Origin of the sequence: Microbacterium testaceum StLB037 (assembly GCF_000202635.1) — a bacterium.
Taxonomy (GTDB): domain Bacteria; phylum Actinomycetota; class Actinomycetes; order Actinomycetales; family Microbacteriaceae; genus Microbacterium; species Microbacterium testaceum_F.
In genome coordinates, this window is the sequence record NC_015125.1 from 1,989,077 (window position 1) to 2,012,802 (window position 23,726).

Genomic DNA, 23,726 nt, shown 5'->3' on the forward strand with positions numbered 1-23,726 from the left:
ATCGGAATACGTGACTATCGTGAGAGTCGACCAGCACTCGATCGAGCGTGAGGAGACCCCATGAGGGGCAAAGCAGCACTCGTCGTCGGACTCGTGGCGGGCTACGTGCTCGGTGCACGCGCAGGCCGCGAACGGTACGAGCAGATCAAGACGCAGGCCGAGAAGGTCTGGGAACAGCCCGTCGTCCAGGGGCAGGTCGAGAAGGTCAAGGCCTTCGGCGTCTCGGCCCTGAAGTCCGTGCCCGGCGTGGTGTGGAAGGGCGCGAAGTCCGTCACCGGCGCCGCGGCCCAGTCCGGCAGCGTCTCCGAGCGTGCGGAGCGCGCCGGCCGCGCGGCCAAGCAGTCGGCATCCGAGGTCGCCGATGTGGTCGAGGATTCCGTCGACGACGCCAAGCAGGCGGAGAAGACCGCGACGACGCGCGCTCGCGCGTCCAGGAGCGGCACCACCTCGTCCGGGAGCTGAGGCATGACCACTCCTCGCGGGTTCCGCGATCGTTCCGACGACAGCCTCTTCACGCTGATCGGCGACATCCCCGAGCTCGTCCGCAACCTCGTGATCGCCGAGATCAACGGGGCGAAGGCCTGGGCCCAGCGGACGGCGAAAGACGCCGGCATCGGCGCGGGCTGGTTCGTCGGCGCGCTGATCGTCGTGTTCTGGGCCGTTCCGGTGTTCTTCGCGTTCGTGATCGCCCTGCTGTCGCTGTGGCTGCAGGTGTGGGCCGCGGCGCTCATCGTGTTCGGCGTGATGATCCTCATCACCGCCGTGCTCGCGCTGCTCGGCTGGATGCGGTTCAAGAAGCTGGCGAACCGCGAGAACCCGGGCGAGGCGATCGCCGAAGACGTCCGCATCGTGAAGGAGGCCGGCAGTGAGTATTGAGCGTCCCGTCCCCGTTCCCCGCACCGCGGTGCCGCTGGGTATCACCGACCCGGTGCAGTCGGCGCGCGCCGAGCTGAAGGCGGCGCTCGCCGCCCTCGAGGAGAAGGCGAACATCCCGCGCCGCGCGAGCGAGGCCGTGGATCAGAAGATCCGCGACGTGCGCGAGAGCGCGCAGCGCAACCCGGGCGCGGCGGCGGCGCTCGTCGCCGGTGTCGCCGGTCTCGTGGGCTTCGCCGTCTGGGGCATCGTCCGCGCGTACACGCGCTGAATTTCCTCCGAAGCGGCCCGTTCCCCTTCCGGGGTGCGGGCCGCTTCGTCGTGCGGTTCCGGCCTACGGCTCGTTCGTGAACAACCCGTCCAGCAGGTCCTGGAAGTACTCCGGCGTCACCGCGATCGGACCCGCGTAGGCGTGGTCGAAGCCGGCTATCGCGTAGAGCAGGAGCGCGACGAACAGCGCGAGCATCCCCGACATCAGGAGGTGGATCCGCAGGTTCCGCACCTCGATGAGGCCGATCAGCACCGCGTTGAGCACCGCGCCCACACCGAGCACGATCCACAGCACGCCGGGGAGGGCGAGGTGGGTCAGCGCGATGCGGTCGCGGCGGTCGTGCACCAGCTGGCGGAACTGCTCGAGCGCCTCCTGCACGTAGACGACCTCGACGGCCGACGAGGGCTGCACGGCGTCGATGGCCTTCTGCATCCCCGTGATGTTGGCATCCGATTCCGCGGGAAGGCGGAGCTGCCGCTGCTCGGGCCAGTCCTCATCGATCACGGCGCGGGTGTACTGCACGATCTGGTTCTGCAGCTCGTCCTGCTGCGGCTCGGGCAGCAGCGCCGCCGTGCGATAGAGCGAGGCCAGCGACGACGACTCCTCGAGGACGATGCCGTCGACCTCGGTGAAGTTGCCGTAGGCCGCCGCGGCGATGAGCGCGAGGGTGACGCCGTAGAAGACGCCGTAGGCGCCGACCGCGTAGCTGAGGACGCGGTCCCACTCCTCGCCCTGCGGGGCCACCCGGAAGACCCATTTGCGCAGCACCAGCAGGATGCCGCACGAGATCCCCACCACGAAGATGATGAACAGCGGCAACCCCACGGCCATGGGGAAGTCGTAGAGCCACATGGGGCACCCTTTCGGCGGGCGTCCCCCGACGCCGTCGGGGCACAGTATCAACCGACGGCCCGCCCGCGCATCCCGATGCGCGAAAAGGCTCGGGAGTGAGCCAATCGGTTTGATCGTCCGCGCGCACACGACGAGACTGAGAGCATGTCCGACGACAGCTCCTCCATCTACACGCTCTGGGCCATCCTCCGCCGCGACCCCGAGAACCCGGTCACGGCTTCGGAGGCCACCGAGCTCGCGGATCTGACCGCCCTGATCGAGGCCGACGGCGTCACCGTCCGCGGCTTCTACGACGTGAGCGGTCTGCGCGCCGATGCCGACCTCATGATCTGGCTCCACGGGCCGGACCCTCAGGCCCTCCAGCGCGACCTGCGCCGCCTGCGCCGCACCGAGCTGCTCAAGAACCTCCTCCCCACCTGGAACGCCATGGGCGTGCACCGCGACGCGGAGTTCAACCGCTCGCACGTGCCCGGCTTCCTCCGCGGCATCCCGGCCCAGCAGTGGCTGTGCCTCTACCCGTTCGTGCGCAGCTACGAGTGGTACCTGCTGCCCGAGGCGGAGCGTCGCGAGATGCTTATCGAGCACGGCAAGAAGGGTTCCGCCTACAAGGGCGTCATCGCCAACACCGTGGCATCCTTCGCTCTCGGCGACTACGAGTGGCTGCTGCCGATGGAAGCCGACGTGCTGACCGATCTCGTCGACATGATGCGCGACCTCCGCTACACCGAGGCCCGCCGCCACGTCCGCGAAGAGGTGCCGTTCTACACCGGTCGCTTGGTCACGCTGGACGAGATCCCCGAGATCCTCCAGTGAGCGCCCCTCTGCGTCTCGGCACCCGGCGTAGCGCGCTGGCACTGGCGCAGTCGCAGATGGTGGCCGACGCTGTCGCCGCGGCATCCGGTCGTGAGGTCGAGCTCGTGCCGATCGTCTCGGAGGGAGACGTCAACCGGGCCTCGCTCTCGCAGCTCGGAGGACGCGGTGTCTTCGCGAACGGACTGCGCGAGGCTCTCGCGGCCGGCCGGTGCGACTTCCTCGTGCACTCGCTCAAGGATCTGCCCACCGCGCAGCCGGAGGGGCTCGTCATCGCGGCCACGCCGCCGCGCGAGGATGCCCGCGACGTCGTGATCACGCGCGACGGAACTCCGCTGCACGCCCTGGAAGCCGGTGCGCGCGTCGGCACCGGTTCGCCGCGCCGCATCGCTCAGGCGTTGCGTCACAACCCGCGCCTGGACATCCGCGACATCCGGGGCAACGTCGACTCGCGCCTCGCGCGCGTGCGCGACGGAGAACTGGATGCCGTCATCCTCGCGGCCGCGGGACTCTCGCGCCTGGGGGGCGAGCTGGGTGGTCTGCAGTCCGAGCCGCTCGGCCTCGCGGAGTGGCCGACCGCTCCCGGGCAGGGATCGCTCGCGGTCGAGACGCGCACCGACATCGACGCCGACATCCTCGCCGCCCTGTCCGCTCTGGACGACGAGGTCACCCGCGCCGCGATCACGGCCGAGCGCACGGTGCTGTCGGTCCTGGATGCCGGATGCCACGCGCCCGTCGGCACGCACGCGTCGATCGTCGACGGCGATCTGCGTCTGCGGGCCGTCGTCTACGCCCTCGACGGGGCGCACCGCATCGGTATCGACCGGACGGTGCGCGTGGAGCCCCTCCGCGGGGAACCCGAACGCGTGCGGCCCGTACCCGGGGTTCCCGAACCTTGGGTGCCCGAACCCGGTGTTCCCGAGCGCGAGGTGCCCGGATACGTCGAGCCGGGGCGCGCCGAGCAGGGGTATGCTCGGGAAACGGGCAGTGGCAATGGAGCGGGTGCTGCCGACGACGGGGGTCTCATCGCGCGGGCAGCGCGGATAGGCCGCGAAGCCGCGCGTCGGTTGCTCGAACGTGGGGCGGCCGACTTGGTACCACGAGAGTCGACCACATGAATGAAGGCCACTGGCAAACGCCGACCACCTCGACCGGCAGCGTGCCCAAACCGCTCGCCGGCCGCCGCGTGCTCGTGCCGCGCGGTGGCCCCTGGGGAGACGGCGTCGCGGCGAGTCTGCGCCAGCGCGGGGCCGTTCCGGTCATCGCCCCCCTCATCAACTTCGCGCCCACGAACGATCAGGCGACCCTCGAGAAGGCCCTCGCCGATCTGGCGGCCGGAGCCTTCGATTGGCTGACTCTCACGAGCGCGACCACCGTCGACGTGCTCTACGCCTATCGGGCCGAGATTCCCGCCGAGACGAAGGTCGCCGTCGTCGGTGAGACCACCGCCGCGGCGATGCAGGCTGTCGGCTACCGCGTCGACCTCGTCCCCGAGCGCGACAACTCCGCTCAGGGCATGGCCGAGCAGATGATCGACCTCGAATCCGAGCCGCGCAAGGTGCTGACCCTCCGCAGTGAGATCGCCAAGCCCGTCCTCACACGCCTGCTGATCGAGGCGGGCCACGACGTCCGCAGCGTCGTCGCGTATCGCACGGTCGGCGTGCCGGTGACCGAGAAGATCGCCGGCGACGTGCACTCGGGACGGATCAACGCGATCCTGGTGACCAGTGGCTCGGTCGCCGAACAGGTGGTCGCGCAGTTCCCCGAGATTCCGGCATCCACCGTCATCGCGGCCATCGGCCCGCGCACGGCCAAGGATGCCAAGCGCGCCGGGCTCAGCGTCGACGTGGTCGCCGAGAAGCAGACCGTCGAGTCGCTCATCGAGGCCGTCGCCCGTTTCCCCCTCGCCCCCGACGAATCGACCTCATGAGTTTTCCCGAGCACCGCCCGCGGCGTCTGCGCCGCACCCCCGCCGTCCGCCGTCTCGCTCGGGAGACGCACCTCGTGCCCTCGCAGCTCGTGCTGCCGATGTTCGTACGCGAGGGCATCACCGAGCCGAGCCCGATCGGCTCGATGCCCGGCATCGTGCAGCACTCGATGGACTCGCTCCGCCGCGCGGTCGCGCAGGCCGCGGAGGAGCGCATCGGCGGGGTGATGCTGTTCGGCGTCCCCGAGACGCGCGACGCCGTGGGTTCCGGAGCCGACGATCCGAACGGCATCCTGAACCTCGCCACCGAAGCTGTGGTGGCCGAGGTCGGCGATGCGCTCGTGGTGCAGACCGACCTGTGCCTCGACGAGTTCACCGACCACGGGCACTGCGGTGTGCTGCAGTCCGACGGTTCCGTCGACAACGACGCCACCCTCGAGCGGTACACCGCGATGGGCCTCGCGCAGGCGCGCGCGGGTTCGGCGATGCTCGGGCTGTCGGGCATGATGGACGGCCAGGTCGGCGCGGTGCGCGACGCACTGGATGCCGAGGGGTTCACCGACACGCTGATCCTCGCGTACTCCGCGAAGTACGCCGGGGCCTTCTACGGCCCGTTCCGCGAGGCCGTCGACTCGCAACTGAAGGGCGACCGTCGCTCGTACCAGCTCGACCCCGGCAACGGACGCGAGGGCGTGCGCGAAGCGCTGCTCGACGTCGAAGAGGGTGCCGACATCGTCATGGTGAAGCCCGCGCTGCCGTACCTCGACGTGCTCGCCGACGTCCGCGCCTCGGTCGACGTGCCGGTGTGGGCGTACCAGGTGTCGGGCGAGTACGCGATGGTCGAGGCCGCCGCGGCCCACGGCTGGATCGACCGCCGCGGCGCGATCCTCGAGAGCCTGCTCGGCATCCGTCGTGCCGGCGCCGACGCGATCCTCACGTACTGGGCCGTCGAGGCCGCCCGCTGGCTGCGCGAAGAACTCTGAGTCGCCCTCGCTCACAAACGCGGGGCGTGTGTGCTTTTCGACCCTTCACACAGGGGCGCCCGGAAGAATGGATGCCATGACCGATCTCAACGACAAGTGGTTCGCCCGCGCCAAGGACGTCATCCCGGGCGGCGTCAACTCGCCCGTGCGCGCGTACGGGTCCGTCGGGGGCACGCCGCGGTTCGTGCAGTCCGCGTCGGGTCCGCGGATCACGGATGCCGCGGGTCGGGAGTACGTCGACCTCGTCGCGTCGTGGGGGCCGGCACTCCTCGGACACGCGCACCCCGAGGTGGTCGAGGCCGTGCGGGAGGCGGCATCCCGAGGTCTGTCCTTCGGCGCTCCCACGGGAGCCGAGGTGGAGCTCGCCGACCTCATCGCCGGTCGCGTGCAGGTCGGCGACCTGAAGCCCGTCGAGAAGGTGCGGCTGGTGTCGACCGGCACCGAGGCGACGATGACCGCCATTCGCCTTGCCCGTGGTGTCACCGGGCGCGACCTGCTCATCAAGTTCGCCGGGCACTACCACGGGCACTCCGACGGTCTGCTGGCCGCCGCCGGCTCGGGCGTCGCGACGCTGGCGCTCCCCGGTTCGGCAGGGGTCCCCGCGCCGATCGCCGCGCAGACGCTCGTGCTGCCGTACAACGACCTCGACGCCGTGCGGGAGGCGTTCACCGTGCACGGCGAGAACATCGCCGCGATCATCGTCGAGGCGGCGTCCGCCAACATGGGCGTCGTTCCGCCGTTGCCGGGCTTCAACGCCGCCCTGGCCGACATCGCGCACCGCCACGGCGCTCTGCTGATCATGGACGAGGTGCTCACCGGCTTCCGCGTGCACCCCGCCGGGTTCTGGGGCCTGCAGGCCTCGCGAGGCGAGACGTACGTGCCCGACATCCTCACCTTCGGCAAGGTCGTCGGCGGAGGGATGCCGTTGGCCGCCCTGGGCGGTCGCGCCGAGGTCATGGACCACCTCGCCCCCCTCGGCCCGGTGTACCAGGCGGGCACGCTGTCGGGGAACCCGCTGTCGGTGGCCGCGGGTCTCGCGACGCTGCGCCTCGCGACGCCCGAGGTCTACGCCGCGGTGGACGCGAGCGCGACGCGGATCGCCGACGCGCTCGACGCCGCGCTGACCGCCGAGGGCGTCGTGCACGCCGTGCCGCGCGCCGGGTCGCTGTTCGGCGTCGCGTTCCTGCCCGAGGTTCCGCGCGACTACGCCACCGCGCTCACGCAGCAGTCCTACCGCTACGCACCGTTCTTCCACGCGATGCTGGATGCCGGCATCTCGCTGCCCCCGAGCGTCTTCGAGGCGTGGTTCCTCACCGCCGCGCACGACGACGCGGCGCTCGAGCAGGTCCTCGACGCTCTGCCCGCCGCCGCGAAGGCCGCGGCGGAGGCGCTGGACCCGACGCTGCTCGCCCAGTAGCCGCGATCTCATCCCCGCGGGGGAGGGACATCGTCCTTCTAGACGATGTGGCGCCGCGGCGGCCTCGCGAGGCTGGGAGCATGCTCGTCATCCCCGTCCTCGTCGTCCTGTCGCTCGCTCTCGCCGTGATCGTGGTCGCGGCGCTCGCCCTGGTGCGTCGACCGGCGCTCGTGATTCCCGGACGGGTGGATGCGCGTCGCCCGCGCCGGCGTCGTGCGACGTGGCGACCCATCGGGACCGTCTCGTCCTGACGGGTTGGGGTGGTGCGCGCCCGCGGTGGCGCGCCTGCGGTGGCGCGCCTGCGGTGACGCGGCGGTCGCGCCCCGGCGAGGTCGCGTCGTCGGGGCCGCGCCGGCCCGGGCGTCCCGCGCGGCGCCGCCGCTGTCACCGGAATGGAAGACTGGACGGATGGAGTCTTCCGCCCCTCGCGTCGTCGTCCTCGCCGGTGGAGTCGGAGGGTCGAAGTTCACCCTCGGGGTGCGCGCTGCGCTCCGCCGCCTCGGGGCACCGGAGGCCACCGTGGTCGTCAACACGGGCGACGACCTCTGGCTGTCGGGGGTGCGGCTGCAGCCCGACGTCGACTCGATCACCTATGCGCTCGCCGGCGTCAACGACACCGAGCGCGGCTGGGGTCGCGCGGGCGACACCGAACGCGTCAATGAGGAGTTGCAGGCGTGGGGCGCCGGCTGGCCCTGGTTCACCCTCGGCGACCTCGACCTCGGCACGCACCTCGCCCGGACGGGTTGGCTGCGGGAGGGTCTCACCCCGACCCAGGTCCTCGCCCGGATGGCGCAGCGCTGGCCGCTCGGCATCCGGCTCCTGCCCATGACCGACAGCGAGGTCGACACGCACGTGCTGCTCGAGGATGGGCGGCGTCTGCACTTCCAGGAGTGGTGGACGCGCCATCGCGCGCAGCTGACTCCGCGCGCGTTCGAGAACCCCGGGATGACGGATGCCACGCCCGCACCCGGTGTCGCGGACGCGATCGCGCAGGCCGACGTGGTGCTGGTGGCGCCGTCGAACCCGGTCGTGTCGATCGGTCCGATCCTCGCGGTGCCGGGCATCCGGGAGGCGCTGCGCGCCACCCCCGCGCGTGTGGTGGGTGTCTCGCCGATCATCGGCGGGCGCGTGGTGCGCGGGATGGCGGACGTGTGCCTGACGGCGATCGGGGTCGAGACCTCGGCAGCCGCCGTCGCTCGGCACTACGGCGCGCGGTCGGCGGACGGGGTGCTGGACGCGTGGTTGCTCGCGGAGGAAGACGCCGCGGCCGCGCCCGAGGTGGAGGCCGTGGGGATCCATACCGTCGTCGCGCCCCTGTGGATGCGCGACGAGGAGACGTCGGCGGAGATCGCCGAGGCGGCCCTGCGGGCCTGAGCTTCCGCTCGCTTTTTCCCCGGTGTCTAGACGGCGCGAGCAGATTCGGAGATGTGCCGCAGATCCGGATGCCGTGGGCCATCTCATCCGAATCCGTTGCGCATCTCCGAATCTGCGCGCAGGGGCTAGCTGTGCTGCCCAGGGACGTTGGTTGAGGTGTGACGCGATGGACGGGTGAGGACCTCCCGGTCGAGAGTGGAGCTGTCTAGTTCCCGCACTCGATGACCAAGGAGGTCCTCGTGACCCACGCTAACGCTGCTCTGACACCGCGCCAACGCCTTCGACTCGCCCGGCAGGTCGTCGATGACGGCTGGTCTGTCGCTGCGGCGGCGGCCCATTTCCGGGTGTCGTGGCGCACCGCGGAGCGGTGGGCTCGCCGGTACGTCGAAATGGGCGAACAGGGTATGCACGATCGTTCCTCGAGGCCTCATCGCAGTCCGAGCAAGACCCCGCGGCAGCTGGTTCGCAAGGTCGTGCACCTGCGATGGAAGCAGCGGCTGGGGCCGGTCGGGATCGGCGCCCGGCTCGGGATGCCCGCGTCGACTGTTCACGCCGTTCTCACCCGTTGCCACATCAATCGGCTCAGCCACGTCGATGTCCGCACCGGCGAACCCGCCCGCCGTTACGAACACGAACACCCCGGTTCGATGATCCACGTCGACGTCAAAAAGCTCGGCAACATCCCCGACGGCGGCGGCTGGCGATACGTCGGCCGCTTCCAGGGCGACCGCAACCGCGCCATCACAGCCAAACACACCGGCAAACGCGGCATCGCCGGCGACATGATCACGGGCACCGCGTTCGTCCACACCGTCATCGACGACCACTCCCGCGTCGCTTACGCCGAGATCCACGACGACGAAACAGCCGCCACCGCCATCGCCGTTCTACGCCGAGCCGTCGGCTGGTTCGCTGCACGCGGCGTCACCGTCGAACGTGTCCTCTCCGACAACGGCTCGGCCTACCGGTCCTTCGCCTGGCGCGACGCCTGCGCCGAGCTCAGCATCCACCCCAAACGCACCCGCCCCTACCGGCCGCAGACCAACGGCAAGATCGAACGCTTCCACCGCACCCTCGCCGAGGGCTGGGCCTACTCCCGGCACTACAACTCCGAATCAGCCCGCCGAAACGCGCTCCCGGCCTGGCTGCACTCCTACAATCACCACAGGCCCCACACCGCAATCGGAAGCCACCCACCCATCAGCAGATTGACCAACCTGCCTGGGCAGCACAGCTAGCGGGGACCGCGTTCCGGGGACGCGGGGGTGACGGCATCCGATTCACCGAGGAGGGTCACCGACTGCGTCGGCGGCAGTGACAGGTCAGCCGGACCGAAGCCGGTCACTCCGCGCACAGCGCGGTCCCCTCGGGGGCTGCATCGACGACCGTCGTGGTCACCGACGTGGAGCCCGTCGCCGTTCCCGCGGGTAGATCGGCGCCGGGGCGCAGCAGCACCTGACGTTCGCCGATGAATGCGCCTGTCTCGGGGTCGATGATGATGTCCTGGCGGAAGCCGTTCGCCCCCTCGTCGCGACCGATCGCGGTGCCCGTGCGGCCGTTGAGGGTCGCCAGCTCCTCGGTGATCGTGACGCCGGGGATCAGCGCTGCCGTCTCGTAGAACACCGAACGCAGCTCCGCGGGGACGGTGCCCGAGCGCAGTCGGTCGGCCAGCCAGACCAGCGCTTCGCCGTCGCGGGAGGGACCGGCCGAGCCGTTCTCCTCGTAGATCCTCTCCAGCAACTGACGAGGGTCGCGGGGGAGGTCGGCGGCGGTGTCGGCGTCGAACATCGTGATGGGGGCGCCGTACTCGGTCTTCCCGGCCGGGAACACCTGACGGCTGTCTCCTCCCACGATGCCCATCTCGGCGGCGAACGTCTCGGAGCGGGGGCCGAATGTCTGGACCGGGGTGCGCGCACACCGGACCTCCACCCAGTCGCCGGATCGGTCGGCGGGTACCCACAGGGCCTGCACCTCGCTCTCGAGGAACGACGTGAAATCGCCGTCCTCGAGGTTGCCGTCGCGCTCCTGTCGGGCCACCTCGGCGTCCGCCTCGGTCGTGCCCGTCGCCGCGTAGACGGCATCCGTCCGGATCTCGAGGTACTGACCGGGACCGACGACCGGGTCGACGACACTGCGTGCGGCCGTTGCAGCCGAGCCCAGGACGGCGGCCGCGGCGGGGTCGGCGCCGCCCGGGGCGCCGAGAGCGCCGCCGAACACGAACACCCCGGTGAGGGCGCAGGTCGCGGCGACGGCGGACCCGACCCAGATCCACCGGAGTCGGGGCCGGCGGGCCGGCGCCGGGGAAGGCGGCGCCTCGATCGCGCGCAGGAGCGCCGCGCGACCGCGGATCACGTCGTCGGGGGTGCGCTCGGGAAGGTCGGCCCGGACGCGGGTCAGCAGCGAGATCTCATCCACGGTGGTGCTCTCTTTCTCGGCCGGGGGCCGGCAGGGCGTGCGGGGTGACATGCGGGGCGATGGCGGCGCGGACCTTCCGCCGCGCTCGGCTGAGGCGCGAGCGGACGGTGCCGAGAGGGATGCCGAGGGCCTCGGCGATCCCGGCGTAGTCGAGCTCGCCGAAGGTGTGCAGGAGCAGCACATCGCGGTCGCCACGCGAGAGGTCGGCGAGCGCGGTGCCGAGATGAGGCGCGAGGCCGTCGGCATCCATCCGCTCGTCCGCGGACTCGATGTCGTCGACGTGGACGCGGGCGATGTCGGCCGCGAGCATGCCGCGCCAGGCGCGCGCCTCGAGTCGTGTGTGCTTCTGCATGAGGACGGTCGCGATGCCGAGGAGCCAGGGCCGGGCGTCGAGGCCGCCGGTGAAGGATTCGCGGCGTGCGAAGGCGACCAGGAAGGTCTCGGAGGTGATGTCCTCGGCGAACGCGGTGCCGAGGCGACGGCCGACGTAGCGGTGCACGACGCGCTGGTGCCGGTCGTAGAGGTCGGCGAAGGCGGCCCCGTGTGCCAGGGACCGAACGATGATGTCGCCGTCGTGCATGCTCACAGTGGGTATTGTCCGATTCGCGGAATTGGTTCTCGATCGCCCGATATTTGTGAGCGCGTTGCGGTGGCGCGTGCGTTCCCACGATGAACGACCCCCCTGCGACGGGGGCCGTCCCGGCCCCGCAGTGCTCGCTCGCGCGGCACGGTTCCTCGGAGAATCGCGGGGATCTCGAACGATGACGCCGGAGAATTCCGAGAATCGAGCGATTCTGCGAGATCGGGCGGCAGCGGGGCGCGCGGCTCAGGCGACGGCGGTAGTCCGGACGGGCCGAGACCGGGTTCGAGCGGCGGCCACTGCGGCGGGCGGTGTCCGGGTCAGGCCACCGCCGCGCGCAGCACGGCCGCGGTCCGCGGGCCGACGCCGAGAGCGACGGCCTCGGCCAGCTGGGCCGCGGTGTCGACGTCGCGGCGGAGCGTCGACTCCCGCGGGACCGACAGGTCGGTGCAGCCCAGCAGCCGGTGGCGGGCCGCCGAATCGGCGCCGAACGCCGAGACCCACACCGCGCCCGGCCGGGCGGTGACGAGGGTGGAGCCGGTGCCCTCGGCATCCGGGACCAGGCCCCGCTCGACCTCGCCCGCGAGCGCCAGAGCGGCATCGAGATCGCGCGAGGCGAGGGCGGGGAGGTCGCCCAGGAGCGCCGCCCGGGGAGCGCTCACCCCCGCCGCCTCGGCCCCGAGCGCGATCGCCGCGTCGAGGCCGCGGACCTCGCCCTCGGCGAGGACGTCGACCGCGGGCCACTGCGCGACCTGCGCGCGCACCTCGGCGTCGTCGGTCACCACGAGGACGCGCCGGACGCGAGCGGTCGCGGCGACGGCGGCGATCGTGTCGAGCGCGATCGCGCGGGCCAGGGCCTCGCGGTCCGACATCACGGCGGTCAGCCGCGTCTTGCCGAGCGCGGCCGGTTTGACCGGCACGACGACGGTCCAGCCGTCACGGATCTCGGGAGTGCTCATCGCATCCATTGTGTGCCGGACTCCGGACATTCCGGGTTGGGGGTAGCGGTGTCGCGTCGGAACATGCAGCGTTGATCGGGTTTTCCGGAGCGCGGGACACCGCGGCTCCTCTATCCGGACTCAGGCGAAGCGCTTGCGCAGGCGGGGGAGGATTTCCTCGCCGTACATGCGCAGGAACTGCTCCTGGTCGTGGCCGGGGTCGTGGAACACGAGGTGGCGGAAGCCGAGGTCGACGTACCGCGCGATGCGTTCGACGTGCTCGTCGGGGTCGGTCGACACGATGAAGCGGGATGCCGCCCGCTCGATCGGCAGCTCGTTCGCGAGGCGCTGCATCTCGATGGGGTCGTGGACGCTCATCTTCTCTTCGGCCGTGAGCGCGAGCGGGGCCCAGAAGCGCGTCTTCTCGAGCGCGGTGTCGTGGTCGGGGTGGTACGACACCTTCACCTCCATGAGGGTGTCGACGTCGTCGCGCGTACGACCGGCCTTCGACAGGCCGTCGTCGAGGGCGGGGAGGAGCTTCTCGGTGTAGAGCTCGGGATCCTTGCCGCTGGTGGTGATGTATCCCTCGGCGATACGACCGGCGAGGCGCGTGGCGGCGGGGCCGGAGGCACCGATGTAGATCGGCACCTTCTGCTCGGGGCGGTCGTAGATCGTGGCATCCTTCACCGAGTAGTAGGTGCCCTCGTAGGTGACCCGCTCGCCGGCCCAGAGCTCGTTGATGATCGTGATGGCCTCTTTGAGCCGCTGAAAGCGCTCGGGGGCCTCGGGCCACTCGAGACCCAGCGTCACTTCGTTGAGCGCCTCGCCGGTGCCGACGCCGAGGACGACGCGGCCGGGGTACATCACGCCGAGGGTCGCGAAGACCTGGGCGATGACGCCGGGGTGGTAACGGAAGGTCGGGGTGAGCACGCTCGTGCCGATGATGACGCGTTCGGTGCGGGCGCCGAGGGCGCCGAGCCAGGGGAGGGCGTTGGGGGCGTGGCCGCCGTCGTGCATCCACGGCTGCAGGTGGTCGGAGAGGAAGACGGAGTCGAAGCCCATCTCCTCGGCCAGCACGCCGAAGTCGAGGAGCTCGTTGGGCCCGAACTGTTCGCTCGAGGCCTTGTATCCGAATCGCAGGGGAATGGTCATCGCTGTCTCCTAGCCGTGCGGGTGGGTGGGGATGGAACCGGTGACGGGGGCGCGAGCGGGTTCGAACTCCGACCCGTCGGTCCCGACGAGTCGCTCGTGGAAAGCCTGCACCGTGCCGGGCCACAGCAGGGTCAGCCGGCCCGAACGGTCGTCGACGTACCAGTTGCGGCATCCGCCGGTCAGCCAGGGCGTGGATGCCGCGGCCGCGGCGATCTCGTCCGTGTACGCCGCTTCGGCCTCGGGGCGGACGCGTAGCGTCCGGTCGGGGCGGCGATCGCGCTCCGCGAGCGCGCGGACGACGTACGCGGCCTGCTCCTCGGCCATGAGGACGGCCGAGTTGTGGCCGAGGCTCGCGTTCGGACCGTTGAGGACGAAGAGATTCGGGAAGCCCGCCACGACGGTCGAGCCGAACGAGGTCATGCCCTCGGACCAGTGCTCGGCGAGGGTGCGCTCGTCGCCGCGCACGAGGTCGGCGTAGGGCTGCTCGGTCGAGGCGAAGCCCGTCGCGAGGACGAGGATGTCGGCCTCGTACCGCTCGCCGCTCGCCGCCGTGAGGGTGGACCCCTCGACGGCGGTCAGGGCCGTGGGCTCGAGGGTCACGGCATCCGACGCCACGGCGGGGTAGAACGCGTCCGAGAGCAGCACGCGCTTGCAGCCGAAGGCGTAGTCGGGGGTGAGGGCGGCGCGCAGCGCGGGGTCGGACACCTGGGCGTGCAGGTGCGCGAGGGCCGCGGCGCGGGCGGTGGCGGATGCCGCGGCGTCGCCGGAGCGAGAGGCGAAGCGGGCTTCCCCCTCGGCGTAGAGCTCCGCGCGGAGGCGCGCGAGGTCGCCGGGGCTGTCGGCGAGACGCTCGCGCTCCGCGAGGGGGATCTCGCCCCCTCCGCGCGGGACGATCCAGGCCGGCGTGCGCTGGAAGAGCGTCACGTGCGCGGCACGTCGGGCGAGCTCGGGGACGAGCTGGACGGCGCTCGCGCCGGTGCCCACGACGGCCACGCGTTTGCCGGTGAGGTCGACGTCGTGGTCCCAGCGGGCGGAGTGGAACAGGGGGCCCTCGAACGACTCGAGCCCGGCGATCGCGGGCACGTGCGGCTCGGTCAGGCGACCGCAGGCGAGGACGAGCGAGCGGGCCGCGAGGGGTTCGGCGCCGGTGTCGATCCGCCAGACCGCCTCGGCGGCATCCCACTCCGCGCCGAGCATCGGCGTGCGCAGCCGCAGGCGGTCGCCGAGGCCCTCGCGCGTCGCGACGTCTCGCAGGTACGCGTGGATCTCGCCTCCCGGGGCGAACGTGCGTGACCAGTGCGCATTCGGATGCGCGGAGAGGCTGTAGAGGTGCGCGGGGACGTCGCACGCGACGCCCGGGTACGTGTTGTCGCGCCAGGTGCCGCCGACGTCATCCGCGCGCTCGAGGACGACGAGGTCGTCGCGGCCCGCTCGGCGCAGGGCGCCCGCCATGGCGAGGCCGGCGAAACCGGCACCGACGATCGCCACGTCGATGGTCCTCACCTGCGGGCCCCGTTTCCGAGTGCTGCGGTTCCGGGCGCGACGGCTCCGGGCGCGACGTTCCCGGGTGCTGCGGTACCGGGCGCGACGTGTCCGCCCGCGACCCGGTAGTCGGTCGTCCGCCGGCGGAACGGACGCATGAGGCTCCGGGCCAGGCGCTCGGCGGCCGCGACAGGGAGCTCGAGACCCTGTTCGATGCCCGTGTCGGGGAGCACGCGTCCGTCGTAGAGCGTGCCGCCGAGGTCGTCTCCGCCCGCGCGCAGGAGGACGGCGGCGGCGTCACGGCCCACGCGCGTCCACGGGATCTGCACGTGCGGGATGCTGCCCGACAAGAGTAGGCGCGATACGGCGACCATCGCGCGGTGCTCGTCGAGGGGACTGCGTCCCGCGACCAGGGGGACGTCGCCGCCGGGCAGCGGGATGGGCACGAACTCGGCGAAGCCGCGGGTGTCGGCTTGGATCTCGCGCAGGCGGCGCAGGTGGGCGACGCGCTCTTCGGCCGTCTCGACGTGTCCGTAGAAGAGCACCGAGGTCGAGCGGAACCCCGCCCGGTGCGCCGCGGTGATGCCCTCGACCCAGCGATCGATGTCGAGGTCGCCCGGCGCGACGAGAGCGCGCACCCGCTCGCTGAGGATCTTCACGCCCGTACCCGGCACGGTGTCGACGCCCGCTTCGCGCAGCGCGGCGAGGGCACCGGCGAGTCCGAGTCCGCCGCGGTCCGCGAGATCGCGCACGTCCGCGGGACGGTAGGCGTGGACATGGATGCCGGGAGCCCCGCGCTTCACGGCCCCCACGAGGTCGAGGTAGCCCGACGGGTCTTCATCGGAGCGGAGGGTGCCCTGGATGCAGATCTCGGTGGCGCCGAGGTCGGCCGCGTCGGCGGCGATCGCGGCGGCGTCGTCGAGATCGAACTCGCCCGTTCCCGCGCGGCCGGTGCGCCGGAATCCCGTCGAGGTGAGGTTGCGGTTCTGCACCAGGGTGATGGGTTCGCCCACGGTGTAGCGGCGCGCGTCGTCGGCGGTCGCGGTGAGGGCGTCGAGCTCGGTGCCGGTGGCGCGGAGCAGGCGGGTCCAGTCCGCGTCGTCGAGAGCGAGGGGATCGGATGCCGCCCGCTCCGCGAGCCGCTTCACCCCGGGGTCTCTGCCTTCGGCGTGACGAGCGGAGGAGGAGGGACGAGCGGAGGACGGGAGATCGGCGGAGGATCCTCCCTCCGTCCCTGCCCCTCCCTCTGCCGCGGCGCGCGGGATCACATCGGCCGCGAGCCCCTCGGCATCCGCCAGCGCGTGCACGGGCGCGTGAAGGGCCGGGTCGATCCAGCGCGCGGCATCCTGGACGAACTCGGGATGCGCGGTGAGGCGCTCGCGGAGCGTGTAGCCGTGGGCCGCCGTCTGCGCGGCGAGGTCGTCGATCTGCGGCCAGGGGCGCTCGGGGTTCACGTGGTCGGCGGTGAGCGGAGAGACCCCGCCCCAGTCGTCGATGCCAGCCGCGATCAGGGCACCGAGTTCGCGCGGATCGGACAGGTTCGGCGGCACCTGGATGCGCATGTCGGCACCGAAGACCAGTCGCGCCGTCGCGACGGCGGCGAGATACTCGGCCAGGTCGGCGTCGGGCGCGCCCTGCATGGCCGTGCGGGGCTTCGCGCGGAAGTTCTGCACGATGATCTCTTGCACGTGCCCGTGGCGGTCGTCGAGCTCGCGCAGGGCGACGAGCGACTCCGCGCGGTCGCGCACCGTCTCGCCGATGCCCACGAGGATGCCGGTCGTGAACGGGATGCCGGCGGCCCCGGCGTCGCCGATCACCTTCAGGCGCAGCGCGGGGTCTTTGTCGGGGGAGCCGAAGTGGACCTGTCCCGGCTCCTCGTACAGGCGCCGGGACGTGGTCTCGAGCATCATGCCCATGGACGGCGAGACCGGGCGCAGCGCCTCGAGCTCGTCGGGGTGCATGACGCCGGGGTTGGCGTGCGCGAGCATGCCCGTCTCGGCCGTGATGAGCCGCGCGATGTGGGCGACGTAGTCGATCGTGGAGGCGAAACCGTGCTCGTCGAGCCACACGCGCGCCTCGGGCCAGCGCTCTTCGGGCCGGTCGCCGAGGGTGAGCAGCGCCTCTTTGCAGCCGAGCGCCTGGCCCTGGCGCACGACCGTGAGCACCTGTTCGGGACTCATGTAGGTGGGCTTGCGCAACAGGCTGAGCTGGCCCGGCGTGTCGACGAAGACGCAGTAGTGGCACCGGTCTCGGCAGAGGGTGGTGAGCGGGACGAAGACCTTGCGGGAGTACGTCAGAACCGCGGGACGGCCCGCGCGGGCCAGGCCCTCGTCGCGGAGGGCCCCGGCGACGCGAAACAGGTCGTCGAGCGGGGCGTGCAGAAGCTGCTCGGTCTCGTCGACGTCCGGTCGGTGACCGGCGCTGACGCGCGCGAGAAGATCGTCGATCGATGCGCCTCGGGCCGGTGCGACTCGCGGCGCCACACTGCCCGTACTCATCGCTCCAGGCTATCCCTCGCCTCCGACATCCGGGCCGGGTTCGCGATCGTTGCCGTCTCGTGAGGGTCGTGCCCGGTGGGGATCCGCGAGGGCTGGCAGGATGGATGCCATGGTGACCCTGCTGCTCGACTCGACGCAGCTCGAGGTCGTGCTGTCGCCGACCGAGCGCGCGCTCTCCTTCCGCAAGAACAACATCGTCGTCCCGCGCGAGCACATCGACCGCGTCCAGTTGACCGACGACGCGTGGACGTGGCTCCGCGGCGTCCCGAACCCCGGGATCAACCTCCCGGTGGCGGTCGGGGCGGGGACGTGGAAGTCCGCGGGCGGAAACGACTTCGTCATCATCCGGGGTCGGAAGCCCAGTGTGGTGATCGACCTGACGGGTCACGACGAGTTCGAGCGGCTCGTGCTCACGACCAAGCACGGCGTGGCGTTGCTCAAGGCGCTGCGCCTGGATGTGGCATCCGAGCCCGAAGACGTGGCCGACATCGTCGCCTGACATCCCGCGGGTCGCCGTTACCGGGTTGAGTGTCCACAACACCCGGACGATTTTCTGAGACGTCCGGGTTTCTTGGACACTCAACGACCACTCAACGACGTGACGGCCCACCGCGGAGAAACGCGCTCAGGACGTGAACGAGGCCACCGTGTCCCACGCGAGCTTCACGATGAGGATCGACAGGGTCACGAGGAAGACGATCCGCACGAAACCGCTGCCGCGGCGGGTCGCCATGTGCGCGCCGATGAACCCGCCCGTGACGTTCATCACGGCCATGGCGAGGCCCAGGACGACGAGGATCTCGCCGTGCACGCCGTAGACCGCGAGAGCGGCGAGGTTCGTGGTGAGGTTGGCGATCTTGGCGTTGACGCTCGCCTGGAGGAACCCGTAGCCGAGGACGCTCACGATGAGGATCACGAAGAACGACCCCGTGCCCGGCCCCAGGATGCCGTCGTAGAAGCCGACCGCGAGACCGATCGCCGCCGCCCGCCAGGCGATGGCGGTCGGCGCGCTGTACCGGGGCTCGTGCTCGAGGCCCATCTTGGGCTTCAGGAGCGTGTAGAGCGCCACGGCGATCACGGCCACCAGAACGATCGGTGTCAGCACCTCGCGCGCGATGTAGCGGGAGAGGGCGGCGCCGACCGTGGAACCGGCGTACGCGCCGACGACAAGGGGGAGCAGCAGCACGAGCTGCACCCTGATCTTGCGCAGGTACACCCAACTGGCCGAGAGCGTGCCGAAGAACGACGAGAGCTTGTTGGTGCCGAGGATGAACGGTGTCGCGACGTCTTTCGGGACCCCGACGACCAGGGCCGGCAGCTGGATCAGCCCGCCGCCGCCGACGACCGCGTCGACCCAGCCGGCCACGCCCGCGGCGATGAGCAGGACGACGAGCGCGGCCACCGAGACGGGGAGCCACTCGGCGATCACCGGTCCATCGAGCACGGTTGATTCTCACCGACGCGGTCGGCGGCGCCAAATGCGCTGAGCGCGCGGACCTCAGTCGATGTCGCGACGCCAGGTCGTGAAGAGGCCGATCACGAGGAAGACCACCGCGTACGCCAGCAGCACCAGACCGCCGACCCACCAGTCCAGCGAACCCGAGCCGCCGGCCGACATCGCGCCGAAGATCGTCTTTCCCACGAGCGCGTCGCTCGCGGCGCTGGGGAACCACTTCACGACGTCGCTGAAGCCCGAGACGAGCCCGCCCAGGGTGCGCACGATCGGCTCGATGAAGAGAGTGACGGCGAGGACGATGACGATCGCGGCGACCTGGTTGCGCACCACGGTGCCGACGCCGATCCCGACCACGGCCCACAGCGCGAACGCGAGCAGCATCCGTCCGATGAGCGTCCAGGTGTCGGACGAGCCGAGTTCGGGGTCGACGCCGAAGATGCTCAGGACACCGGCGCCCGCGGCGACCGCGGCGGCGGATCCGAGGATGCCGTAGAGCAGGCCGACCACGATCCCCACGAAGAACTTCCCCCCGAGGACGACCCCGCGACGCGGGGTGGCGAGGAACGTCGGGGTGAGCGTCTTGTGGCGGAACTCGGTCGTCACCATGAGGGTGCCGACCAGCAGCGGGAAGACGTAGCCGACTCCGCTCGCGGAGCTGTAGACGAGACCCGCGAGCCCGTCGGTCTGCGGGGTGGGCCCGCTGCCCGTGAGCCGGCCGGAGGCGACACCGCCGAAGACGAGGGCAAGCACCCCGGCGGTGAAGGCGACGTAGACCACGAGCACGATCGCGAGCACCCACCACCCGGCGGTGGAGAACTGCTTGGTGTACTCGGAACGCGTGACGGCGACGAGGCTCATCGCTGCACCTCCGTGTTGTCGGACGCTGCGTGGTCGGGCGTGGGCGAAGGCGGCACCACGTCGATGACCCCCGTGGATGCCACGGAGTACGACGACCGGGGCGCCTCCGGCTGCGCGGCGACAGGCGGTGCCGGAGTCGGGGCCGCGGGCGGGGTGGCGACCGACACCATCGCGGTGGAGGGCGCCGGCTCGGGAACGGACTGCACGGGGGCAGCGGCGGGCACCGGGTCGGGCGCGGGCGCCGGGGGCTCGGCATCCGGAACTCCGGCGGTGGGGGCGACGGCCGGAACCTCGGGGGCCGGGACCGTGGTGCCGCCCGCGCTCGCGTGCACGCGCACGCCGCTGACGAGCTCGAGGAAGATGTCCTCGAGGCTCGCGCCCTTGCTCTGCAGGTTCGACAGTGCGATGCCGGCCCCGGCGGCGAGGGCGCCCACCTCGACCGGCTCGAGGTGGCGGATCGTGAAGCCGTTGCGCAGCAACTGGTACGGGATGCCGCGCTCGTCCAGCAGGGCGGACAGCGCCGCGCGGTCCGGGGCGTCGACGACGGTGGCGTACTCGTCGGGGTCGGCGAGGTCTTCGACGCCGCCCTGGAAGACGAGACGGCCGTGCGAGATGATCAGCAGCGCGTCGACGGTCTGCTGCACCTCGGCGAGCAGGTGCGAGGAGATGAGGACGGTGCGTCCCTCTTCGGCGAGGTGACGCAGCAGCGAGCGCATCCACCGGATGCCCTCGGGGTCGAGACCGTTCGTGGGCTCGTCGAGCACGAGCACGCCCGGGTCGCCGAGGAGCGCCGTGGCGAGGCCCAGGCGCTGGCGCATGCCGAGCGAGAATCCGCCGACGCGGCGTCCGGCGACATCGGCGAGGCCGACCAGGCCCAGCACCTCGTCGACGCGCGAGGTCGGGAGCTTCGCGGCGCGCGCGTACACCTTGAGGTGGTTCGCGGCGGAGCGGCCGGGATGGAAGCTCGAGGCTTCGAGGGCCGCGCCGACCGTCTGCAGGGGCGAGGCGAGATCGGCGTAGCGCTGACCGCCGATCGTGGCGGTGCCCGACGTGGGGCGAACCAGGCCGAGCAGCATGCGCAGCGAGGTGGTCTTGCCGGCGCCGTTCGGCCCCAGGAAGCCGGTGACGAGACCGGGTTCGACGCGCGCGTCGAGGGAGTCGACGGCGGAGACCGCACCGAACCGTTTGGTCAGGCCGGTGAGTTCGAGCACCTGTCCCTCGGGCATGCGGCACCTTTCGTTCGGCGGGCGTTCTTGCCCATCTTCCCCGATCCGGGGCCGAAAACGCACGTCCGGACGGGCGGAGGGCCCGCGAGGCGCCTGTGTAACGTGGCAGCGTGAACGCTCAGCGAGCCGACGACGACCCCGTGTGGGCGGAAGCCCTCCGCGGTGTCGGGCATCTGACCCTCAACCGACCGCGGGCCATCAACGCCCTCGGGCTCGACATGATCCGCGACCTCGCCGCGGCCCTCGACCGGTGGCAGGACGACACCGACATCGAGCTGATCCTGCTCGACGGAGCCGGCGAGCGGGGCTTCTGCGCGGGCGGCGATGTCCGCGCGCTGCACGGGCTTGTCGTGGAGGGCCGGGTCGACGAGGTGCACACCTACTTCCGCGAGGAGTACGCGCTCGACCACCTCATCGCGACCTACCCGAAGCCCGTCGTCGCGATCGCGGACGGGGTGACCATGGGCGGCGGCATCGGCCTCGCGGGTCACGCCGCGATCCGCATCGTCACCGAGAACTCGCTTCTCGCGATGCCCGAGACCCGCATCGGCTTCACCCCCGACGTGGGCGGCTCCTGGCTGCTCTCCCGCGCGCCCGGCCGGCTGGGCGAATACCTCGGGCTGACCGGGGCGACGATGGATGCCGCCGACGCGATCTACGCGGGATTCGCCGACCACCTGGTGCCCACGGCCCACCTGCCGGCTCTTTACGACGCGTTCCAGGTGCGGGCGGATCCGGCGAGTCCCACCGAGCTGGTGCTGCTGTTCGACGAGACTGCGGGCCCCTCCCGCCTGGAGGCTGCGCGACCGTGGATCGATGACGCGTTCGCCGCCGATGACGTCCACGGCATCCTGGAGCGCCTCCGCGCGCGTCCCGAGGCCGAGGCGCACGAGACGGCTGAGCTGCTGGCCGCATCCGCGCCGACGGCCGTCGCGGTGACGCTCGCCGCCGTCCGCCGGGCGCGGACGCTCCCGGATCTGCGGGCCGCGCTCGCGCAGGAGTACGGTCTGGTCATGTGGTTCGCCCAGACCCAGCCCGACCTGGTCGAGGGCATCCGCGCGCAGCTCATCGACAAGGACCGGTCACCGACGTGGTCGCCGGGGCGGCACGAGGACCTCGGGCCCGAGGTCGTGGCATCCGCCCTCGCCCACGAACCCGCGACGCCGCTCTGGTGAGACGCCCGTGACCCGCAGAACGCGTCGGTGGTCGGTCGGGCATCTGCTCGACGGTTTCTTCTTCGTGTTCGCGGGTCTCGCCGCCATCTGGCTGGCGTATCTGAGCCTCACACAGGCGTTCCAGGTGGGGTGGGCGGGCGTGCTGCTGGCGATCGCTTTCTGGGGGCTTCTCGCCTATCTCGTGCTGCCGCGCCTGCACCGGATCCTCACGACGATCTACGTGCCCGACTACTTCATGGGGCGCACGCGCACCTCTGACGGGCTGCTCGGCGACCCGGTCAACCTCGCCGTGCTCGGCGAACGGGAGGACATCGAACGCGCGATGGCCGAGGCCGGCTGGATCGCCGCCGACCCGGTGGGGTGGGGCTCCTCGTGGCGGATCGTCACGTCGACGCTGCGGCGACGCAGCTACCCGACGGCTCCGGTGAGTCCGCTGTTCCTGTTCGGGCGCATGCAGGACCTCGCCTACCAGCAGGAGGTCGCGGGCTCTCCGGCGCAGCGCCACCACGTCCGTTTCTGGCAGTGCCCCGACGGGTGGCTGCTGCCGGGCGGGCGCCGGGTGGACTGGCTCGCGGCCGGCACGTTCGATCGGGCCGTCGGACTCTCGCTCTTCACGCTCCAGGTCACGCACCGCATCGACGCCGACACCGACATCGAGCGCGACCACATCGTCGAGAGCGTGACGCGCGTGCCCGGGGTGGGGGTCGACGTGATCCGCGACTTCGCGACCGGCTACCACTCGCGAAACGGCGGGGGAGACAGCATCACGACCGACGGCGACCTGCCGATCCTCGACGTCCGTTCGGTCCGGATTCCGGATGCCGAGATCCCGGATGCCGAGATCCCGGATGCCACGATCCCCGGGCACGCGGCCCGAGGCGCGGGCGACGTGGGGGCGCCGCGGTGAGTGCGCAGCGGCATCCGCGCAAGCGTGCGGCCTTCGAACCCCTCGCGCCGCCGGTGGTGCGCAATCCGCGGATGCGGCGGCCGGCCGCCACCGTCGCGGGCGGCGTGCTCGTGCTGCTGCGCGCGATCTCCGGTGCGGTCTGGGGAGCCTCGGTCGCTTTCGGTCTGCCGCCGTGGTTGAGGTCGGTCTCCGGCTTCGCGAACGGCGACAACACGATCCCCACCGATCAGACGATCGACGACCTCGGCATCGGCATCGAGGCGTTCGTCGGGATCATCGCCGTCATCTTCCTCGTGCAGGTGGTGTTCGGCATCCTGCTGCTGTGGGGGAGCAACGTCGCCCGGGTGATCGTCATGATCGTGTCGACGATCTCGATCGCGACGGCGTTCGTGAGCTGGTGGGAGACGGGCGTCGAGATCACCGTCGCGACGAGCCTCGTCACGCTCGCGCTGGACATCCTCGTGCTGCTCGCGCTGTCGAGTCGGGATGCCGCGGCCTTCGCGCGGCGCAACGAGAAGCGCCGCTGACCCTC

Annotated in this window: 25 protein-coding genes; 15 read left to right on the forward strand and 10 right to left on the reverse strand. The window is 71.4% G+C overall.

Going from position 1 to position 23,726, the window contains the following annotated elements:
* The first annotated feature begins 60 nt into the window (after positions 1-60).
* The 3 genes from MTES_RS09085 to MTES_RS09095 are packed head-to-tail and all read left to right on the forward strand — an operon-like array spanning position 61 to position 1,144.
* On the forward strand, positions 61-462 hold the full coding sequence (locus MTES_RS09085; protein ID WP_013584952.1) for a hypothetical protein: 402 nt from the start codon (positions 61-63) through the stop codon (positions 460-462).
* A 3-nt stretch (positions 463-465) separates the two neighbouring features.
* Positions 466-876, forward strand: a complete 411-nt coding sequence (locus MTES_RS09090; RefSeq protein WP_013584953.1) for a phage holin family protein — start codon at positions 466-468, stop codon at positions 874-876.
* Positions 866-1,144, forward strand: coding sequence for a hypothetical protein (locus tag MTES_RS09095; protein ID WP_013584954.1), 279 nt, complete (start codon positions 866-868; stop codon positions 1,142-1,144). Before MTES_RS09090 ends, MTES_RS09095 begins: the two co-directional genes overlap by 11 nt.
* Positions 1,145-1,207: 63 nt before the next feature.
* On the opposite strand, the gene MTES_RS09100 is transcribed toward MTES_RS09095, so the two are convergent.
* Entirely contained in the window at positions 1,208-1,996 is a 789-nt protein-coding gene (locus tag MTES_RS09100) for a DUF4239 domain-containing protein (protein WP_013584955.1), read from the reverse strand.
* A gap of 144 nt (positions 1,997-2,140) precedes the next feature.
* Here MTES_RS09100 and hemQ point away from each other — a divergent pair, with 144 nt between their 5' ends.
* The 8 genes from hemQ (at position 2,141) to MTES_RS09135 (ending at position 9,745) form a co-directional block, all read left to right on the forward strand.
* Positions 2,141-2,809, forward strand: coding sequence for a hydrogen peroxide-dependent heme synthase (gene hemQ / locus MTES_RS09105; protein WP_013584956.1), 669 nt, complete (start codon positions 2,141-2,143; stop codon positions 2,807-2,809).
* On the forward strand, positions 2,806-3,924 hold the full coding sequence (gene hemC, locus MTES_RS09110; protein WP_013584957.1) for a hydroxymethylbilane synthase: 1,119 nt from the start codon (positions 2,806-2,808) through the stop codon (positions 3,922-3,924). Before hemQ ends, hemC begins: the two co-directional genes overlap by 4 nt.
* Positions 3,921-4,736 (forward strand): uroporphyrinogen-III synthase, encoded by an 816-nt coding sequence (locus MTES_RS09115; RefSeq protein WP_013584958.1) that lies wholly within the window; start codon positions 3,921-3,923, stop codon positions 4,734-4,736. Before hemC ends, MTES_RS09115 begins: the two co-directional genes overlap by 4 nt.
* Positions 4,733-5,716: a porphobilinogen synthase gene (gene hemB / locus MTES_RS09120; RefSeq protein ID WP_013584959.1), complete on the forward strand. Its 984-nt coding sequence runs from the start codon at positions 4,733-4,735 to the stop codon at positions 5,714-5,716. Before MTES_RS09115 ends, hemB begins: the two co-directional genes overlap by 4 nt.
* Positions 5,717-5,792: 76 nt before the next feature.
* Positions 5,793-7,133 (forward strand): glutamate-1-semialdehyde 2,1-aminomutase, encoded by a 1,341-nt coding sequence (gene hemL / locus MTES_RS09125; RefSeq protein ID WP_013584960.1) that lies wholly within the window; start codon positions 5,793-5,795, stop codon positions 7,131-7,133.
* 80 nt (positions 7,134-7,213) lie between these two features.
* Complete coding sequence (locus MTES_RS19550; RefSeq protein WP_013584961.1) at positions 7,214-7,384, forward strand: hypothetical protein; 171 nt, start codon at positions 7,214-7,216, stop codon at positions 7,382-7,384.
* Positions 7,385-7,541: 157 nt separating this feature from the next.
* Positions 7,542-8,507: a 2-phospho-L-lactate transferase gene (gene cofD, locus MTES_RS09130; protein ID WP_013584962.1), complete on the forward strand. Its 966-nt coding sequence runs from the start codon at positions 7,542-7,544 to the stop codon at positions 8,505-8,507.
* Positions 8,508-8,746: 239 nt separating this feature from the next.
* A complete protein-coding gene (locus MTES_RS09135; protein WP_013584963.1) occupies positions 8,747-9,745 on the forward strand; it encodes an IS481 family transposase in 999 nt (332 codons plus the stop codon).
* 103 nt (positions 9,746-9,848) lie between these two features.
* Here MTES_RS09135 and MTES_RS18480 read toward each other — a convergent pair whose 3' ends face one another.
* From MTES_RS18480 to cofG, 6 genes are all read right to left on the reverse strand, one after another.
* A complete protein-coding gene (locus tag MTES_RS18480) occupies positions 9,849-10,922 on the reverse strand; it encodes a CU044_5270 family protein (RefSeq protein ID WP_013584964.1) in 1,074 nt (357 codons plus the stop codon).
* Entirely contained in the window at positions 10,915-11,502 is a 588-nt protein-coding gene (locus MTES_RS09145; protein ID WP_043362529.1) for an RNA polymerase sigma factor, read from the reverse strand. Before MTES_RS09145 ends, MTES_RS18480 begins: the two co-directional genes overlap by 8 nt.
* A gap of 320 nt (positions 11,503-11,822) precedes the next feature.
* Positions 11,823-12,461, reverse strand: a complete 639-nt coding sequence (gene cofC, locus MTES_RS09150; RefSeq protein WP_013584966.1) for a 2-phospho-L-lactate guanylyltransferase — start codon at positions 12,459-12,461, stop codon at positions 11,823-11,825.
* A 120-nt stretch (positions 12,462-12,581) separates the two neighbouring features.
* A complete protein-coding gene (gene fgd / locus MTES_RS09155; RefSeq protein ID WP_013584967.1) occupies positions 12,582-13,592 on the reverse strand; it encodes a glucose-6-phosphate dehydrogenase (coenzyme-F420) in 1,011 nt (336 codons plus the stop codon).
* 9 nt (positions 13,593-13,601) lie between these two features.
* On the reverse strand, positions 13,602-15,095 hold the full coding sequence (locus tag MTES_RS09160) for a flavin-containing monooxygenase (protein ID WP_043361269.1): 1,494 nt from the start codon (positions 15,093-15,095) through the stop codon (positions 13,602-13,604).
* Positions 15,092-17,572: a 7,8-didemethyl-8-hydroxy-5-deazariboflavin synthase CofG gene (cofG, locus tag MTES_RS09165; protein ID WP_013584969.1), complete on the reverse strand. Its 2,481-nt coding sequence runs from the start codon at positions 17,570-17,572 to the stop codon at positions 15,092-15,094. The genes MTES_RS09160 and cofG overlap by 4 nt, the downstream gene beginning before the upstream one ends.
* 100 nt (positions 17,573-17,672) lie before the next feature.
* On the opposite strand from cofG, the gene MTES_RS09170 reads away from it, so the two are divergent.
* Positions 17,673-18,071, forward strand: a complete 399-nt coding sequence (locus tag MTES_RS09170; RefSeq protein ID WP_231848063.1) for a hypothetical protein — start codon at positions 17,673-17,675, stop codon at positions 18,069-18,071.
* Positions 18,072-18,197: 126 nt separating this feature from the next.
* Here MTES_RS09170 and MTES_RS09175 read toward each other — a convergent pair whose 3' ends face one another.
* Genes MTES_RS09175 through MTES_RS09185 form a run of 3 tightly spaced genes read right to left on the reverse strand, consistent with a single transcriptional unit; the run spans position 18,198 to position 21,112 of the window.
* Positions 18,198-19,016, reverse strand: coding sequence for a TSUP family transporter (locus MTES_RS09175; protein WP_013584971.1), 819 nt, complete (start codon positions 19,014-19,016; stop codon positions 18,198-18,200).
* Between the two features lie 54 nt (positions 19,017-19,070).
* Positions 19,071-19,886, reverse strand: a complete 816-nt coding sequence (locus tag MTES_RS09180) for an ABC transporter permease (protein ID WP_013584972.1) — start codon at positions 19,884-19,886, stop codon at positions 19,071-19,073.
* On the reverse strand, positions 19,883-21,112 hold the full coding sequence (locus MTES_RS09185; protein WP_013584973.1) for an ABC transporter ATP-binding protein: 1,230 nt from the start codon (positions 21,110-21,112) through the stop codon (positions 19,883-19,885). Before MTES_RS09185 ends, MTES_RS09180 begins: the two co-directional genes overlap by 4 nt.
* A gap of 110 nt (positions 21,113-21,222) precedes the next feature.
* Here MTES_RS09185 and MTES_RS09190 point away from each other — a divergent pair, with 110 nt between their 5' ends.
* From MTES_RS09190 to MTES_RS09200, 3 genes are read left to right on the forward strand one after another with little or no spacing between them, the layout of a single operon-like run.
* Positions 21,223-22,287 carry an enoyl-CoA hydratase/isomerase family protein gene (locus tag MTES_RS09190; protein ID WP_013584974.1) on the forward strand — a complete coding sequence of 355 codons (1,065 nt, stop codon included), beginning with the start codon at positions 21,223-21,225 and terminating at the stop codon, positions 22,285-22,287.
* Between the two features lie 7 nt (positions 22,288-22,294).
* Positions 22,295-23,194, forward strand: a complete 900-nt coding sequence (locus MTES_RS09195; RefSeq protein ID WP_013584975.1) for an LssY C-terminal domain-containing protein — start codon at positions 22,295-22,297, stop codon at positions 23,192-23,194.
* Entirely contained in the window at positions 23,191-23,721 is a 531-nt protein-coding gene (locus tag MTES_RS09200) for a spermidine/putrescine ABC transporter ATPase (RefSeq protein WP_013584976.1), read from the forward strand. Before MTES_RS09195 ends, MTES_RS09200 begins: the two co-directional genes overlap by 4 nt.
* Positions 23,722-23,726 lie beyond the last annotated feature (5 nt).